The following is a 14,096-nucleotide window of genomic DNA, read 5'->3' as shown; positions in this document are numbered from 1 at the left end:
CCTCCGAGCCTATGGCTGTCGTTCGGGTGTCCTTTACGTACGGGAGTCCTTGACGATTCGTGCGGGGGTCCTGTACGTTTCTGAGCGTACAGGAGACCCGTACGGCTCAACAAGAGACCGCGCGGTGCGTAAGGCCGATGCGCCAACAAGCCCGGGAGGAACCCGATGTTCACCAACTTCAAGATCGACCAGGCCGCAACCTTTCAGGGTGTGGCCTTCCTGGCGTGCGAGCCGAAGACCAAGTTCAACCCGATCAAGGGCGCCCCGCGTGAGCAGGAGGCGCTTCAGGACGGCACCCCGAAGTGGGAGGTGCAGGTGGCTGCGATCTTCAAGAGCAAGTTCCGGGGCGTCCAGTCGGAGGTCTTGAAGATCGGTGTTGCTTCTCACCGCAATCCCGGTGAGGGCCTGATGCCCTACACCCCCATCCACCTCGTCGACTTCGAGGTCGGCGTGATGGAGAAGACGAAGAAGAACCCTGAGACGGGTGAAGAGCGGGTTATCGGTCTCCAGGTCTGGTACCGCGCCGCCGAGATCCGCCCGCTCACCGCGACCGGCAGCAAGACCCGCGCCGCCGCCGAGACCGCTGCGGCGTAGCGACCCCTGTTCATGATCCGGGGCGCGCCCATCGACCAAGACCGACGCGCCCCGGGTCCTCACGAAGAGGAGATTCCAGCATGTCATACCTGATCGACACGTCTAGCTGTACGGACCCGAAGTGCTCTGCCTGTCAGTCAGGCGGTAAGCGATGACCGCCAAGGACCTTCAGGAGTACGCGCTCAACCTGGCCGCCTACTCCGACACCCGGAAGCCGGACAAGCAGAAGCCCAAGCCTTCCGACCCGAGTGGGGGCCGGAAGTGACGGATGACGGCGAGGAGGAGCTGTTCATCTCCTGTGGCTGCATCTGGCAGGGATCTGACCGGGTGCGTGTCTGCCCGGCGCACGCCCGTAACCGTGGTGAGCAGTGATGAGGACCAGCGTCGTCCACGACTCGGACGAGTACCTGCCGCGAGGTCTGCGGCTCGTTCAAGGTGAGAACGGAGTGAAGCTGATGGCAGCGACCAGTACGAAGTCCCGCCCGGTTCAGGCGGTGAAGGGGACCAACTTCGAGCCGAAGAGGATCCGGAAGGCTCGCCGGAAGCTCCTCGTGAGGGGAGCGGTCGGCAACGTCATCGCCGACGCCCGGATGGCGCGTGAGGACCGGGCCGAGTTCTACCGCAACTTGCGGCGGATCAAGTTAAACCGGCGTCAGATCTCAAAGGAGATGGACAAGCTCGCGGGGATGACGCAGGGCCTCATCCACTCCGTCCAGCACATCGCCAATCGGCACCCGGAGTTCGACGCGACCAGCCTTCACGAGGCGCGGGAGCTGGCGAAGGCCGCGCACACCTCCGTCTCGGTGGCGGCCGACGAGTTCCGCGCGTTCTCCCGCGTCCGCGTCTACTACGTCAGGAGTCTCTAGCCCATGAGCGCCGTTACCGATCGGATCGATGAGATCGACGTCCAGATGGAGCGGATCGCACGCCTCGTCGCCTCCGGCCAGAACATCGACCGGGAGTTGGCCGCCGGACTGGCCACCGACGAGTCCATGGCCTCGATTCAGAGCCACGTGGACCGGGCCTCGGCCGCAGCCGAGTCTCTTGACCGCGACCTCCGCAAGTGGAAGTCCGCGCGTAAGTAACAGCCAAAAAGGGGAGCCACCTTCACCTGCACGCGGGTGGCTCCCCTTCGCATGTCTGGGGAGGCGTCATGCTCAACTTCTTGTTCAGCGCGGTCGGCAAGTTCCTGTGGTGGATCGCGCGCCAGATCGCCCGACTGATCGCCTGGTTGACTGTCCAGGCCGTACTACACCCGCGCACCACCGCCACGGCCGCGACCGTGACGGGGAGCGTGGCCTGGCTCGGCTGGCAGCTCGTGGTGTCGACTTCTGGCCTGGCGCTGGTCGCTCTCTCGACGTGGAAAGCCGCGCATCCTCGGAGCTTCGAGCAAGGCGTCGGCACCTGGGCGCGGACCTGGTGGCACAAGTGGTGGATCTACCGTCGTCAGTGGCATACCGCGTTCACTCGGTGCGACCTGACCGTCCAGGCCGGGAGCGAGGTCTTCATCCCGAAGCTCAAGGGCGTGAGGTCTACGCCCTGGTGGGACCACCTGATGGTAGAGCTGCCCGTCGGTCAGTCTCCCAAGCGGTACGAGCACGACGAGACCGCAGACGCGCTGCGTCTGGCCTTCAAGGGCGAACGTATCGTCATCAAGCGACGGGAACCGCGGCTGGTTGAACTCGCGTTCATGCGCCGGGACCCGCTTCTGTCCATAGTGCCGGCCACCGCTATCCCGGCCAGCGTCGCAGACATCGACTGGCGTCGGGTCCCCGTGGGCCTGAACGAGTTCGGCCAGCCCTACACCGTGTCGCTCCTGGGCGGCCACACCGCGTGCGCTGGCTCGACCAACGGCGGTAAGTCCGGGCTCGGCTGGAACATCCTGCGCGCTATCGCCCCCGCGATCGTGGCGGGCCTGGTGCGTCCGATCGGGATCGATCCCAAGCTCAAGGAGCTGTCGCAGGGGCTACCCCTGTTCGCCCAGGGCGACTACGTCGGACTCAACACGCCGGACCTGCCGGAAGCTACCCTCGCGCTGCTTGAGCGCCTGGTCGCCGAGATGAACGAGGCCAACGAGCGTGACGGCGCGGCCGGTGAGCGTGACTTCGTGCCGCGCAAGGGGCGTCCGCTCACGCTCATCATCATTGACGAGCTGGCGCCGCTGCTGAAGTACTGGCCTCGCCGTATCCGAGACAAGATCGATGACGCTCTCGGGCTGCTGCTCACGCAGGGGCGTGCGGCGGGCTTCATCATCATCGGGGCGGTTCAGGAGCCGACCAAGGACGTCTTCTCGATCCGGGACCTGTTCACTCGTCGCCTGGCGCTGCGCCTGCCGACCGAGAGCCACACCGAAGCTGCGCTCATCGAGAAGGCCGTCGACTTCGGGGCCGCGTGTCACGAGATTCCCGAGAGTCTGCCCGGCGTGCTCTACAGCCTCCAGGACGGCGCGAAGAGCACCGTTCGGGCTCGCCTCGGCTACGTCACGGCTGAGGACATTGACGAGCTGGTGGCCTACGTCGAAGAAGCCGGGAAGGTCGTCGAACTCGACTGGATCCGCGAAGAGCTGGGCGGTATCGACATCACCGCCGAAGATCTCGGCGTGTCGGCGTGACCTGGCCGTGGAAGTCCGCAAGGGTCCTGGAAAAGCGAAAGCCCGGTGCTACCAACACCGGGCCTTCAGAGCGGTTCGTCTCTCGGTCAAAGAAGCGGAACCAACGTCAGTGAATAGCGTAGCCCATGGGCTTGCCGTTGTGCAGGCCCCCCCGGCCGACACGCCGGAGATGCGAGCGGCCTTGTGGTCGCCGCGCTTCCCGTCCCCGGCCGGGCTCGACATGGCCGCGCGCATGTTCGACGCGCGCCCGGCCTGGAAGGGTGAAGAGGGCCCCCGGCCGCGGATCGTCATCGCGCCCGGAGCGTTCGCGATTGAAGCGCCAGACCTCGCGCGGCGTGAGCGTCGTTACGAGCGCGCCGAGAAAGCGCGTCAGCTCGACGTCGACGTGGCCGCCACCTATCTTGCCCGTGGTGAGGAGCCGCCCGAGCGGATCCCGTCCCGTGAGATCACCGGCTGGTCCCGCAAAAGCCGCGCATCCATGGTCAGAGCGCTGTGTGAGCTCGACTACCGGCCAATGTTGAGCGACGCGACCCGCATTCCCGCGATGGTCACGCTCACCTACCCTGGCGACTGGCTTACGGTCGCGCCCAACGGGGCCGCTTCAAAGAAGCATCTCCTGGCACTGCGTAAGAGGTTCGAACGGGCCTGGGACCGGCCGCTCCAAGCGATCTGGAAGCTGGAGTTTCAGGCGCGGGGCGCTCCGCACTACCACCTGCTGATGGTCCCGCCTCACGGGCTGTCCAAGGTGCCGGGCCCCCGTGCGACGGCCGCCGCGAGGATCGGGGCCGGGTTGCCCTTTCGGCAGTGGCTCTCGGAGGTCTGGGCCGACATCGTCGCCCACCCGGACCCTGAGGAAAAGCGCCGGCACCGCTTGGCCGGAACCGGGGTCGACTTTGCCGAGGGCCTGCGCGCTCACGATCCCAAGCGGGTCAGTGTCTACTTCACCAAGCACGGCAGCTTCGCGGCCAAGGAGTATCAGCACTGCGTACCGCCTGAATGGACTGAGCCGGGGCAGGGGCCGGGCCGGTTCTGGGGCTACTGGCACCTTGAACGCGTCGCCCTGGCCGTCGAGGTGACTCCGGACCAAGCCGTCCGGGCGGCCCGGATCGCTCGCCGCTGGGCTCGCGCTCAGGGCACCACTCGGCAGGTAGCCGCACCGCGCACAAAGGGCGGACAGGTCCGGCCGGGAGACCTGGTGATCGGGCTGGCCGGCGCTCAGCTCATGGCCGGGGCTCGGCCGACACGTCGCCGGAAGGTTCGCCGCCGAGTCCGTCGGTTCGCCAGCGGGAAGGGCTTCATCAGTGTTAACAACGGCTCGACGTTCGCTCTCCAGCTTGCCCGTGCGCTTTCCTTAACTTAGTACAGATGATCGCAGTAGTGCAGTAATGCAGTGATGCAGTAAGGCCCGACCGGATGATCCCGATCGGGCCTTTCCTGCTGCTGCATCACTGCACTACTGCATTACTGCTTGTCCTGGCGAAGCTCTACCAGGACCTTCGCCCAGACCTCAGGATCGTCTGATGCGCGGATCCAGGCTCGTACGAGGGCGACGGCCGGTACCTTGGCGGCGTCGATCTCCTCGGCTGCGCGGCTGGTGAGCTTGTCTAGGCGTCGGTACAGCTCGGGGGCAAGGTCGGCCGTGATCCGGACCGGCTTGGAGCGTATGGCGGTCTCTCCGGCCGGCGCCGCGTCGGGCTCTACTCTCCGGTGTGCGGCTCGTTTCCTGGCCTCGCGCCGGGCTTCCCTCTCGTTCGTCATCGGTCAGCCTCCGCACGCTTAAGCAGTTGCTCAGCGAGCGCTTCGAACTCGGTCGCCCTGGCCTTCACGGGCAAAGCGAAGGACTGGCTGTAGCGGTTGACGAACGGGATCGTCATGTCCAGCACGGTCCACCCGTCCTCGGTCAGATCCTCGCGAGTCTCAACGTGGGCCGTGCTCGACCGGTTCACGCGGTTGAGCAGAACGGAGACACGGGCCGGGTGCGCACGAAGGGGCTGGGCGTCGTCGATCTCTTCGAGCACAGGGCTCATGCGGTTGATCTCGATCCCGTGAGGAGCGACGGGGATCACCAGCTCGTCGGCAAGTCGCAGGGCCGACCGGGCGATGCCCTTGTGGTCCTCCATCTGCGGGACGTCAATGATGACGACCTCATCGGGCTTGGCTACCTCGGGGACGCGGCGGTGCAGCTCCTTCGAGGGCATCCCGATGATTCGGAAGGGGAAACCGTCTGCGAGGTCGCTCCACTCCAGAGCGGATGCGGCCGGGTCGGCGTCGACCAGGAGGACGGGCATCCCTCGCTCGTGGAAGGCGTGCGCCAGCCACACGGCCGACGTCGTCTTGCCCGTACCAGGCTTGAGGTTGATCAGAGCGATCGTGAGGTTTGGCATACAAGCAGTGTTGCCGTATCTACTGCATTACTGCAATGACCATGCCGGGCCGGTATAGATCATCAAACCGCAACCACCAGGGGTTTCCTCACCACAGGAGGGGCTGTCGTGCCATCCCGTCTGCCTGGGCACCGCCTACCGGGCCGGGGCGCCGGTGTCGGCTCTCCCTCGCGTGTCCATTCCCCGATTGCCTTCCAGCTCAACTGGTTGCCCTACTGGCACAGGGAGAGTCGACGCCGGCGACCTGGTCTGGTACCCACAGGGCAGGCAGACGGGATGGCACGACCCCCGGACCCTCAACGCACCCGGAGCCTACTCACCAGGCGGACCCCCATCCCGGAGCCTGCCCGCCCGGCGAGGGCATCTCGTTGAGCCGCACGTTTTCCGACTCCTCGCACCCGCGAACACCCCACTCGACCGGGGTGCCGGCGGGCCCCGCGGGCGGGCCGGGGCCCCTCTGGGGTGGCGGGTCCGCGGGGCCCGCCGGCACCCCGAGCGGTCGCCAGACCTGGGCTTGTTATATGCGCCATAACTTGCCGCACATCAGTCCGGCCCAAGTGGAAGGGGCTCAGACATGAAGAAGGCCCGATCTAAGACGGTCGGGCCTTCGGGGGCTTCGATCACCACTGGTACATGCCTGCCAAGGCCGGTTGCAGCTTGTAGAGGTGTGTCTGCCACAAGTCGTCAAGCGCTGCCTGGGCGTGAGTGTCAGTGTCAAGGAGGAAGCGGAGATGACGCACGGCGTGCAAGAGCACGTCGATGTATCGAGGAGTTGGGGGGTCAATGGGTCCGTGAGGCATTGGCTTCCCTACCGCCTCAGTCAGCCCGAGAGAGAGCGGCCGAGCTTCCGGCCAGAGGTCTAGAACGTACTCGTGCGAACCGTGACCGCCGAGGACCGCGATGTAGGTCAGGACGACAGCGTCACGATCGGTCCGCCATGAGGTCGAGTGGAGAAGGCGGACGCGGTTGAACTCGTCGTGATCATCTAGGAGTCTTCCGACGACTTTGTGGGGCTCCGTATCGGCGGTGATGTGCTCGGAACGCCAGGCATCAGCTTCAGGGCTGATCAGCCAAATGCCGAGTTGGTCGGCGGCTACGGGCCAGACCTCGACCTTCACGCCGAGTAGAGGAAGTTCGCTGGGAGTGCTCACTTGCTGTCCTCCTGAGACTTTTTGGCTGTATTGATCATCTCGGCGGCTCTGGTCTTGGAGACGCCTACGACGTCCGCAAGCTTCGACAGCGACAGATGGCGACTCTGCCAGAGCTTGTAGACCCGATCGGCTCGGAGCTGTCCGGCGCTGATCGTCGCTAGGCGAAGAACCTCGGTGAGTTCAGTCGCCGCTTTCAGGGCCGCGTCTTGATCAGACATGTTTTCGATCAGTTCGGCGGCATGGTCGTACTGGCGGCTCAAGGCGTCGAGGGCGGCCTTGATGTCGTCGTCCATGTGGTCACTGCCCATCCTCCGAGCCTATGGCTGTCGTTCGGGTGTCCTTTACGTACGGGAGTCCTTGACGATTCGTGCGGGGGTCCTGTACGTTTCTGAGCGTACAGGAGACCCGTACGGCTCAACAAGAGACCGCGCGGTGCGTAAGGCCGATGCGCCAACAAGCCCGGGAGGAACCCGATGTTCACCAACTTCAAGATCGACCAGGCCGCAACCTTTCAGGGTGTGGCCTTCCTGGCGTGCGAGCCGAAGACCAAGTTCAACCCGATCAAGGGCGCCCCGCGTGAGCAGGAGGCGCTTCAGGACGGCACCCCGAAGTGGGAGGTGCAGGTGGCTGCGATCTTCAAGAGCAAGTTCCGGGGCGTCCAGTCGGAGGTCTTGAAGATCGGTGTTGCTTCTCACCGCAATCCCGGTGAGGGCCTGATGCCCTACACCCCCATCCACCTCGTCGACTTCGAGGTCGGCGTGATGGAGAAGACGAAGAAGAACCCTGAGACGGGTGAAGAGCGGGTTATCGGTCTCCAGGTCTGGTACCGCGCCGCCGAGATCCGCCCGCTCACCGCGACCGGCAGCAAGACCCGCGCCGCCGCCGAGACCGCTGCGGCGTAGCGACCCCTGTTCATGATCCGGGGCGCGCCCATCGACCAAGACCGACGCGCCCCGGGTCCTCACGAAGAGGAGATTCCAGCATGTCATACCTGATCGACACGTCTAGCTGTACGGACCCGAAGTGCTCTGCCTGTCAGTCAGGCGGTAAGCGATGACCGCCAAGGACCTTCAGGAGTACGCGCTCAACCTGGCCGCCTACTCCGACACCCGGAAGCCGGACAAGCAGAAGCCCAAGCCTTCCGACCCGAGTGGGGGCCGGAAGTGACGGATGACGGCGAGGAGGAGCTGTTCATCTCCTGTGGCTGCATCTGGCAGGGATCTGACCGGGTGCGTGTCTGCCCGGCGCACGCCCGTAACCGTGGTGAGCAGTGATGAGGACCAGCGTCGTCCACGACTCGGACGAGTACCTGCCGCGAGGTCTGCGGCTCGTTCAAGGTGAGAACGGAGTGAAGCTGATGGCAGCGACCAGTACGAAGTCCCGCCCGGTTCAGGCGGTGAAGGGGACCAACTTCGAGCCGAAGAGGATCCGGAAGGCTCGCCGGAAGCTCCTCGTGAGGGGAGCGGTCGGCAACGTCATCGCCGACGCCCGGATGGCGCGTGAGGACCGGGCCGAGTTCTACCGCAACTTGCGGCGGATCAAGTTAAACCGGCGTCAGATCTCAAAGGAGATGGACAAGCTCGCGGGGATGACGCAGGGCCTCATCCACTCCGTCCAGCACATCGCCAATCGGCACCCGGAGTTCGACGCGACCAGCCTTCACGAGGCGCGGGAGCTGGCGAAGGCCGCGCACACCTCCGTCTCGGTGGCGGCCGACGAGTTCCGCGCGTTCTCCCGCGTCCGCGTCTACTACGTCAGGAGTCTCTAGCCCATGAGCGCCGTTACCGATCGGATCGATGAGATCGACGTCCAGATGGAGCGGATCGCACGCCTCGTCGCCTCCGGCCAGAACATCGACCGGGAGTTGGCCGCCGGACTGGCCACCGACGAGTCCATGGCCTCGATTCAGAGCCACGTGGACCGGGCCTCGGCCGCAGCCGAGTCTCTTGACCGCGACCTCCGCAAGTGGAAGTCCGCGCGTAAGTAACAGCCAAAAAGGGGAGCCACCTTCACCTGCACGCGGGTGGCTCCCCTTCGCATGTCTGGGGAGGCGTCATGCTCAACTTCTTGTTCAGCGCGGTCGGCAAGTTCCTGTGGTGGATCGCGCGCCAGATCGCCCGACTGATCGCCTGGTTGACTGTCCAGGCCGTACTACACCCGCGCACCACCGCCACGGCCGCGACCGTGACGGGGAGCGTGGCCTGGCTCGGCTGGCAGCTCGTGGTGTCGACTTCTGGCCTGGCGCTGGTCGCTCTCTCGACGTGGAAAGCCGCGCATCCTCGGAGCTTCGAGCAAGGCGTCGGCACCTGGGCGCGGACCTGGTGGCACAAGTGGTGGATCTACCGTCGTCAGTGGCATACCGCGTTCACTCGGTGCGACCTGACCGTCCAGGCCGGGAGCGAGGTCTTCATCCCGAAGCTCAAGGGCGTGAGGTCTACGCCCTGGTGGGACCACCTGATGGTAGAGCTGCCCGTCGGTCAGTCTCCCAAGCGGTACGAGCACGACGAGACCGCAGACGCGCTGCGTCTGGCCTTCAAGGGCGAACGTATCGTCATCAAGCGACGGGAACCGCGGCTGGTTGAACTCGCGTTCATGCGCCGGGACCCGCTTCTGTCCATAGTGCCGGCCACCGCTATCCCGGCCAGCGTCGCAGACATCGACTGGCGTCGGGTCCCCGTGGGCCTGAACGAGTTCGGCCAGCCCTACACCGTGTCGCTCCTGGGCGGCCACACCGCGTGCGCTGGCTCGACCAACGGCGGTAAGTCCGGGCTCGGCTGGAACATCCTGCGCGCTATCGCCCCCGCGATCGTGGCGGGCCTGGTGCGTCCGATCGGGATCGATCCCAAGCTCAAGGAGCTGTCGCAGGGGCTACCCCTGTTCGCCCAGGGCGACTACGTCGGACTCAACACGCCGGACCTGCCGGAAGCTACCCTCGCGCTGCTTGAGCGCCTGGTCGCCGAGATGAACGAGGCCAACGAGCGTGACGGCGCGGCCGGTGAGCGTGACTTCGTGCCGCGCAAGGGGCGTCCGCTCACGCTCATCATCATTGACGAGCTGGCGCCGCTGCTGAAGTACTGGCCTCGCCGTATCCGAGACAAGATCGATGACGCTCTCGGGCTGCTGCTCACGCAGGGGCGTGCGGCGGGCTTCATCATCATCGGGGCGGTTCAGGAGCCGACCAAGGACGTCTTCTCGATCCGGGACCTGTTCACTCGTCGCCTGGCGCTGCGCCTGCCGACCGAGAGCCACACCGAAGCTGCGCTCATCGAGAAGGCCGTCGACTTCGGGGCCGCGTGTCACGAGATTCCCGAGAGTCTGCCCGGCGTGCTCTACAGCCTCCAGGACGGCGCGAAGAGCACCGTTCGGGCTCGCCTCGGCTACGTCACGGCTGAGGACATTGACGAGCTGGTGGCCTACGTCGAAGAAGCCGGGAAGGTCGTCGAACTCGACTGGATCCGCGAAGAGCTGGGCGGTATCGACATCACCGCCGAAGATCTCGGCGTGTCGGCGTGACCTGGCCGTGGAAGTCCGCAAGGGTCCTGGAAAAGCGAAAGCCCGGTGCTACCAACACCGGGCCTTCAGAGCGGTTCGTCTCTCGGTCAAAGAAGCGGAACCAACGTCAGTGAATAGCGTAGCCCATGGGCTTGCCGTTGTGCAGGCCCCCCCGGCCGACACGCCGGAGATGCGAGCGGCCTTGTGGTCGCCGCGCTTCCCGTCCCCGGCCGGGCTCGACATGGCCGCGCGCATGTTCGACGCGCGCCCGGCCTGGAAGGGTGAAGAGGGCCCCCGGCCGCGGATCGTCATCGCGCCCGGAGCGTTCGCGATTGAAGCGCCAGACCTCGCGCGGCGTGAGCGTCGTTACGAGCGCGCCGAGAAAGCGCGTCAGCTCGACGTCGACGTGGCCGCCACCTATCTTGCCCGTGGTGAGGAGCCGCCCGAGCGGATCCCGTCCCGTGAGATCACCGGCTGGTCCCGCAAAAGCCGCGCATCCATGGTCAGAGCGCTGTGTGAGCTCGACTACCGGCCAATGTTGAGCGACGCGACCCGCATTCCCGCGATGGTCACGCTCACCTACCCTGGCGACTGGCTTACGGTCGCGCCCAACGGGGCCGCTTCAAAGAAGCATCTCCTGGCACTGCGTAAGAGGTTCGAACGGGCCTGGGACCGGCCGCTCCAAGCGATCTGGAAGCTGGAGTTTCAGGCGCGGGGCGCTCCGCACTACCACCTGCTGATGGTCCCGCCTCACGGGCTGTCCAAGGTGCCGGGCCCCCGTGCGACGGCCGCCGCGAGGATCGGGGCCGGGTTGCCCTTTCGGCAGTGGCTCTCGGAGGTCTGGGCCGACATCGTCGCCCACCCGGACCCTGAGGAAAAGCGCCGGCACCGCTTGGCCGGAACCGGGGTCGACTTTGCCGAGGGCCTGCGCGCTCACGATCCCAAGCGGGTCAGTGTCTACTTCACCAAGCACGGCAGCTTCGCGGCCAAGGAGTATCAGCACTGCGTACCGCCTGAATGGACTGAGCCGGGGCAGGGGCCGGGCCGGTTCTGGGGCTACTGGCACCTTGAACGCGTCGCCCTGGCCGTCGAGGTGACTCCGGACCAAGCCGTCCGGGCGGCCCGGATCGCTCGCCGCTGGGCTCGCGCTCAGGGCACCACTCGGCAGGTAGCCGCACCGCGCACAAAGGGCGGACAGGTCCGGCCGGGAGACCTGGTGATCGGGCTGGCCGGCGCTCAGCTCATGGCCGGGGCTCGGCCGACACGTCGCCGGAAGGTTCGCCGCCGAGTCCGTCGGTTCGCCAGCGGGAAGGGCTTCATCAGTGTTAACAACGGCTCGACGTTCGCTCTCCAGCTTGCCCGTGCGCTTTCCTTAACTTAGTACAGATGATCGCAGTAGTGCAGTAATGCAGTGATGCAGTAAGGCCCGACCGGATGATCCCGATCGGGCCTTTCCTGCTGCTGCATCACTGCACTACTGCATTACTGCTTGTCCTGGCGAAGCTCTACCAGGACCTTCGCCCAGACCTCAGGATCGTCTGATGCGCGGATCCAGGCTCGTACGAGGGCGACGGCCGGTACCTTGGCGGCGTCGATCTCCTCGGCTGCGCGGCTGGTGAGCTTGTCTAGGCGTCGGTACAGCTCGGGGGCAAGGTCGGCCGTGATCCGGACCGGCTTGGAGCGTATGGCGGTCTCTCCGGCCGGCGCCGCGTCGGGCTCTACTCTCCGGTGTGCGGCTCGTTTCCTGGCCTCGCGCCGGGCTTCCCTCTCGTTCGTCATCGGTCAGCCTCCGCACGCTTAAGCAGTTGCTCAGCGAGCGCTTCGAACTCGGTCGCCCTGGCCTTCACGGGCAAAGCGAAGGACTGGCTGTAGCGGTTGACGAACGGGATCGTCATGTCCAGCACGGTCCACCCGTCCTCGGTCAGATCCTCGCGAGTCTCAACGTGGGCCGTGCTCGACCGGTTCACGCGGTTGAGCAGAACGGAGACACGGGCCGGGTGCGCACGAAGGGGCTGGGCGTCGTCGATCTCTTCGAGCACAGGGCTCATGCGGTTGATCTCGATCCCGTGAGGAGCGACGGGGATCACCAGCTCGTCGGCAAGTCGCAGGGCCGACCGGGCGATGCCCTTGTGGTCCTCCATCTGCGGGACGTCAATGATGACGACCTCATCGGGCTTGGCTACCTCGGGGACGCGGCGGTGCAGCTCCTTCGAGGGCATCCCGATGATTCGGAAGGGGAAACCGTCTGCGAGGTCGCTCCACTCCAGAGCGGATGCGGCCGGGTCGGCGTCGACCAGGAGGACGGGCATCCCTCGCTCGTGGAAGGCGTGCGCCAGCCACACGGCCGACGTCGTCTTGCCCGTACCAGGCTTGAGGTTGATCAGAGCGATCGTGAGGTTTGGCATACAAGCAGTGTTGCCGTATCTACTGCATTACTGCAATGACCATGCCGGGCCGGTATAGATCATCAAACCGCAACCACCAGGGGTTTCCTCACCACAGGAGGGGCTGTCGTGCCATCCCGTCTGCCTGGGCACCGCCTACCGGGCCGGGGCGCCGGTGTCGGCTCTCCCTCGCGTGTCCATTCCCCGATTGCCTTCCAGCTCAACTGGTTGCCCTACTGGCACAGGGAGAGTCGACGCCGGCGACCTGGTCTGGTACCCACAGGGCAGGCAGACGGGATGGCACGACCCCCGGACCCTCAACGCACCCGGAGCCTACTCACCAGGCGGACCCCCATCCCGGAGCCTGCCCGCCCGGCGAGGGCATCTCGTTGAGCCGCACGTTTTCCGACTCCTCGCACCCGCGAACACCCCACTCGACCGGGGTGCCGGCGGGCCCCGCGGGCGGGCCGGGGCCCCTCTGGGGTGGCGGGTCCGCGGGGCCCGCCGGCACCCCGAGCGGTCGCCAGACCTGGGCTTGTTATATGCGCCATAACTTGCCGCACATCAGTCCGGCCCAAGTGGAAGGGGCTCAGACATGAAGAAGGCCCGATCTAAGACGGTCGGGCCTTCGGGGGCTTCGATCACCACTGGTACATGCCTGCCAAGGCCGGTTGCAGCTTGTAGAGGTGTGTCTGCCACAAGTCGTCAAGCGCTGCCTGGGCGTGAGTGTCAGTGTCAAGGAGGAAGCGGAGATGACGCACGGCGTGCAAGAGCACGTCGATGTATCGAGGAGTTGGGGGGTCAATGGGTCCGTGAGGCATTGGCTTCCCTACCGCCTCAGTCAGCCCGAGAGAGAGCGGCCGAGCTTCCGGCCAGAGGTCTAGAACGTACTCGTGCGAACCGTGACCGCCGAGGACCGCGATGTAGGTCAGGACGACAGCGTCACGATCGGTCCGCCATGAGGTCGAGTGGAGAAGGCGGACGCGGTTGAACTCGTCGTGATCATCTAGGAGTCTTCCGACGACTTTGTGGGGCTCCGTATCGGCGGTGATGTGCTCGGAACGCCAGGCATCAGCTTCAGGGCTGATCAGCCAAATGCCGAGTTGGTCGGCGGCTACGGGCCAGACCTCGACCTTCACGCCGAGTAGAGGAAGTTCGCTGGGAGTGCTCACTTGCTGTCCTCCTGAGACTTTTTGGCTGTATTGATCATCTCGGCGGCTCTGGTCTTGGAGACGCCTACGACGTCCGCAAGCTTCGACAGCGACAGATGGCGACTCTGCCAGAGCTTGTAGACCCGATCGGCTCGGAGCTGTCCGGCGCTGATCGTCGCTAGGCGAAGAACCTCGGTGAGTTCAGTCGCCGCTTTCAGGGCCGCGTCTTGATCAGACATGTTTTCGATCAGTTCGGCGGCATGGTCGTACTGGCGGCTCAAGGCGTCGAGGGCGGCCTTGATGTCGTCGTCCATGTGGTCACTGCCCAT

18 protein-coding genes are annotated in these 14,096 nt (G+C 65.6%); 10 read left to right on the top strand and 8 right to left on the bottom strand.

Features of this window, described 5'->3' with window-relative positions:
- The first annotated feature begins 165 nt into the window (after positions 1-165).
- The 5 genes from ACQP10_RS38580 (at position 166) to ACQP10_RS38560 (ending at position 4,565) form a co-directional block, all read left to right on the top strand.
- Positions 166-594 carry a hypothetical protein gene (locus ACQP10_RS38580; RefSeq protein ID WP_433542117.1) on the top strand — a complete coding sequence of 143 codons (429 nt, stop codon included), beginning with the start codon at positions 166-168 and terminating at the stop codon, positions 592-594.
- A 371-nt stretch (positions 595-965) separates the two neighbouring features.
- Entirely contained in the window at positions 966-1,460 is a 495-nt protein-coding gene (locus tag ACQP10_RS38575) for a hypothetical protein (protein ID WP_433542116.1), read from the top strand.
- Positions 1,461-1,463: 3 nt separating this feature from the next.
- A complete protein-coding gene (locus ACQP10_RS38570) occupies positions 1,464-1,679 on the top strand; it encodes a hypothetical protein (RefSeq protein WP_346023442.1) in 216 nt (71 codons plus the stop codon).
- A 68-nt stretch (positions 1,680-1,747) separates the two neighbouring features.
- Positions 1,748-3,205 (top strand): hypothetical protein, encoded by a 1,458-nt coding sequence (locus ACQP10_RS38565; protein ID WP_433542115.1) that lies wholly within the window; start codon positions 1,748-1,750, stop codon positions 3,203-3,205.
- A 139-nt stretch (positions 3,206-3,344) separates the two neighbouring features.
- Positions 3,345-4,565 (top strand): rolling circle replication-associated protein, encoded by a 1,221-nt coding sequence (locus tag ACQP10_RS38560; RefSeq protein ID WP_433542114.1) that lies wholly within the window; start codon positions 3,345-3,347, stop codon positions 4,563-4,565.
- Positions 4,566-4,666: 101 nt separating this feature from the next.
- Here the strand turns inward: ACQP10_RS38560 and ACQP10_RS38555 are convergent, their stop codons facing one another.
- The 4 genes from ACQP10_RS38555 to ACQP10_RS38540 all read right to left on the bottom strand — a co-directional run bounded on the left by ACQP10_RS38555 (position 4,667) and on the right by ACQP10_RS38540 (position 7,033).
- Positions 4,667-4,963 (bottom strand): hypothetical protein, encoded by a 297-nt coding sequence (locus tag ACQP10_RS38555; protein ID WP_433542113.1) that lies wholly within the window; start codon positions 4,961-4,963, stop codon positions 4,667-4,669.
- Positions 4,960-5,589, bottom strand: a complete 630-nt coding sequence (locus tag ACQP10_RS38550) for a ParA family protein (protein ID WP_346023447.1) — start codon at positions 5,587-5,589, stop codon at positions 4,960-4,962. Before ACQP10_RS38550 ends, ACQP10_RS38555 begins: the two co-directional genes overlap by 4 nt.
- Before the next feature lie 620 nt (positions 5,590-6,209).
- The gene (locus ACQP10_RS38545; protein ID WP_346023446.1) at positions 6,210-6,740 is read right to left on the bottom strand and encodes a hypothetical protein; all 531 of its coding nucleotides are present in this window, start codon (positions 6,738-6,740) and stop codon (positions 6,210-6,212) included.
- Positions 6,737-7,033: a hypothetical protein gene (locus tag ACQP10_RS38540; protein WP_346023445.1), complete on the bottom strand. Its 297-nt coding sequence runs from the start codon at positions 7,031-7,033 to the stop codon at positions 6,737-6,739. The genes ACQP10_RS38545 and ACQP10_RS38540 overlap by 4 nt, the downstream gene beginning before the upstream one ends.
- A 180-nt stretch (positions 7,034-7,213) precedes the next feature.
- Between ACQP10_RS38540 and ACQP10_RS38535 the strand changes: the two genes are divergently transcribed.
- The 5 genes from ACQP10_RS38535 to ACQP10_RS38515 all read left to right on the top strand — a co-directional run bounded on the left by ACQP10_RS38535 (position 7,214) and on the right by ACQP10_RS38515 (position 11,613).
- Positions 7,214-7,642 carry a hypothetical protein gene (locus ACQP10_RS38535; protein WP_433542117.1) on the top strand — a complete coding sequence of 143 codons (429 nt, stop codon included), beginning with the start codon at positions 7,214-7,216 and terminating at the stop codon, positions 7,640-7,642.
- Between the two features lie 371 nt (positions 7,643-8,013).
- A complete protein-coding gene (locus ACQP10_RS38530) occupies positions 8,014-8,508 on the top strand; it encodes a hypothetical protein (RefSeq protein ID WP_433542116.1) in 495 nt (164 codons plus the stop codon).
- Between the two features lie 3 nt (positions 8,509-8,511).
- The gene (locus tag ACQP10_RS38525) at positions 8,512-8,727 is read left to right on the top strand and encodes a hypothetical protein (protein WP_346023442.1); all 216 of its coding nucleotides are present in this window, start codon (positions 8,512-8,514) and stop codon (positions 8,725-8,727) included.
- 68 nt (positions 8,728-8,795) lie between these two features.
- Positions 8,796-10,253, top strand: coding sequence for a hypothetical protein (locus tag ACQP10_RS38520; protein WP_433542115.1), 1,458 nt, complete (start codon positions 8,796-8,798; stop codon positions 10,251-10,253).
- Between the two features lie 139 nt (positions 10,254-10,392).
- Positions 10,393-11,613, top strand: coding sequence for a rolling circle replication-associated protein (locus tag ACQP10_RS38515; protein WP_433542114.1), 1,221 nt, complete (start codon positions 10,393-10,395; stop codon positions 11,611-11,613).
- 101 nt (positions 11,614-11,714) lie between these two features.
- Here ACQP10_RS38515 and ACQP10_RS38510 read toward each other — a convergent pair whose 3' ends face one another.
- From ACQP10_RS38510 to ACQP10_RS38495, 4 genes are all read right to left on the bottom strand, one after another.
- A complete protein-coding gene (locus tag ACQP10_RS38510) occupies positions 11,715-12,011 on the bottom strand; it encodes a hypothetical protein (protein WP_433542113.1) in 297 nt (98 codons plus the stop codon).
- A complete protein-coding gene (locus ACQP10_RS38505) occupies positions 12,008-12,637 on the bottom strand; it encodes a ParA family protein (RefSeq protein ID WP_346023447.1) in 630 nt (209 codons plus the stop codon). The genes ACQP10_RS38510 and ACQP10_RS38505 overlap by 4 nt, the downstream gene beginning before the upstream one ends.
- 620 nt (positions 12,638-13,257) lie before the next feature.
- Positions 13,258-13,788 carry a hypothetical protein gene (locus tag ACQP10_RS38500; RefSeq protein WP_346023446.1) on the bottom strand — a complete coding sequence of 177 codons (531 nt, stop codon included), beginning with the start codon at positions 13,786-13,788 and terminating at the stop codon, positions 13,258-13,260.
- A complete protein-coding gene (locus tag ACQP10_RS38495; RefSeq protein ID WP_346023445.1) occupies positions 13,785-14,081 on the bottom strand; it encodes a hypothetical protein in 297 nt (98 codons plus the stop codon). The genes ACQP10_RS38500 and ACQP10_RS38495 overlap by 4 nt, the downstream gene beginning before the upstream one ends.
- Positions 14,082-14,096 lie beyond the last annotated feature (15 nt).

This window comes from Streptosporangium sandarakinum (assembly GCF_050942225.1).
Classification (GTDB): Bacteria; Actinomycetota; Actinomycetes; order Streptosporangiales; family Streptosporangiaceae; genus Streptosporangium; species Streptosporangium nondiastaticum.
Note: the sequence above shows the minus strand (reverse complement) of the source record. Positions and strands in the feature narration are given on the sequence as shown.

What these genes read in the sequence shown, in the direction of transcription:
- ACQP10_RS38520 (WP_433542115.1), top strand. Translation starts at nt 8,796, where the DNA reads ATGCTCAACTTCTTGTTCAGCGCGGTCGGCAAGTTCCTGTGGTGGATC.
- ACQP10_RS38530 (WP_433542116.1), top strand. Translation starts at nt 8,014, where the DNA reads ATGAGGACCAGCGTCGTCCACGACTCGGACGAGTACCTGCCGCGAGGT.
- ACQP10_RS38525 (WP_346023442.1), top strand. Translation starts at nt 8,512, where the DNA reads ATGAGCGCCGTTACCGATCGGATCGATGAGATCGACGTCCAGATGGAG.
- ACQP10_RS38505 (WP_346023447.1), bottom strand. Translation starts at nt 12,637, where the DNA reads ATGCCAAACCTCACGATCGCTCTGATCAACCTCAAGCCTGGTACGGGC.
- ACQP10_RS38540 (WP_346023445.1), bottom strand. Translation starts at nt 7,033, where the DNA reads ATGGACGACGACATCAAGGCCGCCCTCGACGCCTTGAGCCGCCAGTAC.
- ACQP10_RS38550 (WP_346023447.1), bottom strand. Translation starts at nt 5,589, where the DNA reads ATGCCAAACCTCACGATCGCTCTGATCAACCTCAAGCCTGGTACGGGC.
- ACQP10_RS38495 (WP_346023445.1), bottom strand. Translation starts at nt 14,081, where the DNA reads ATGGACGACGACATCAAGGCCGCCCTCGACGCCTTGAGCCGCCAGTAC.
- ACQP10_RS38535 (WP_433542117.1), top strand. Translation starts at nt 7,214, where the DNA reads ATGTTCACCAACTTCAAGATCGACCAGGCCGCAACCTTTCAGGGTGTG.
- ACQP10_RS38575 (WP_433542116.1), top strand. Translation starts at nt 966, where the DNA reads ATGAGGACCAGCGTCGTCCACGACTCGGACGAGTACCTGCCGCGAGGT.
- ACQP10_RS38570 (WP_346023442.1), top strand. Translation starts at nt 1,464, where the DNA reads ATGAGCGCCGTTACCGATCGGATCGATGAGATCGACGTCCAGATGGAG.
- ACQP10_RS38555 (WP_433542113.1), bottom strand. Translation starts at nt 4,963, where the DNA reads ATGACGAACGAGAGGGAAGCCCGGCGCGAGGCCAGGAAACGAGCCGCA.
- ACQP10_RS38510 (WP_433542113.1), bottom strand. Translation starts at nt 12,011, where the DNA reads ATGACGAACGAGAGGGAAGCCCGGCGCGAGGCCAGGAAACGAGCCGCA.
- ACQP10_RS38565 (WP_433542115.1), top strand. Translation starts at nt 1,748, where the DNA reads ATGCTCAACTTCTTGTTCAGCGCGGTCGGCAAGTTCCTGTGGTGGATC.
- ACQP10_RS38580 (WP_433542117.1), top strand. Translation starts at nt 166, where the DNA reads ATGTTCACCAACTTCAAGATCGACCAGGCCGCAACCTTTCAGGGTGTG.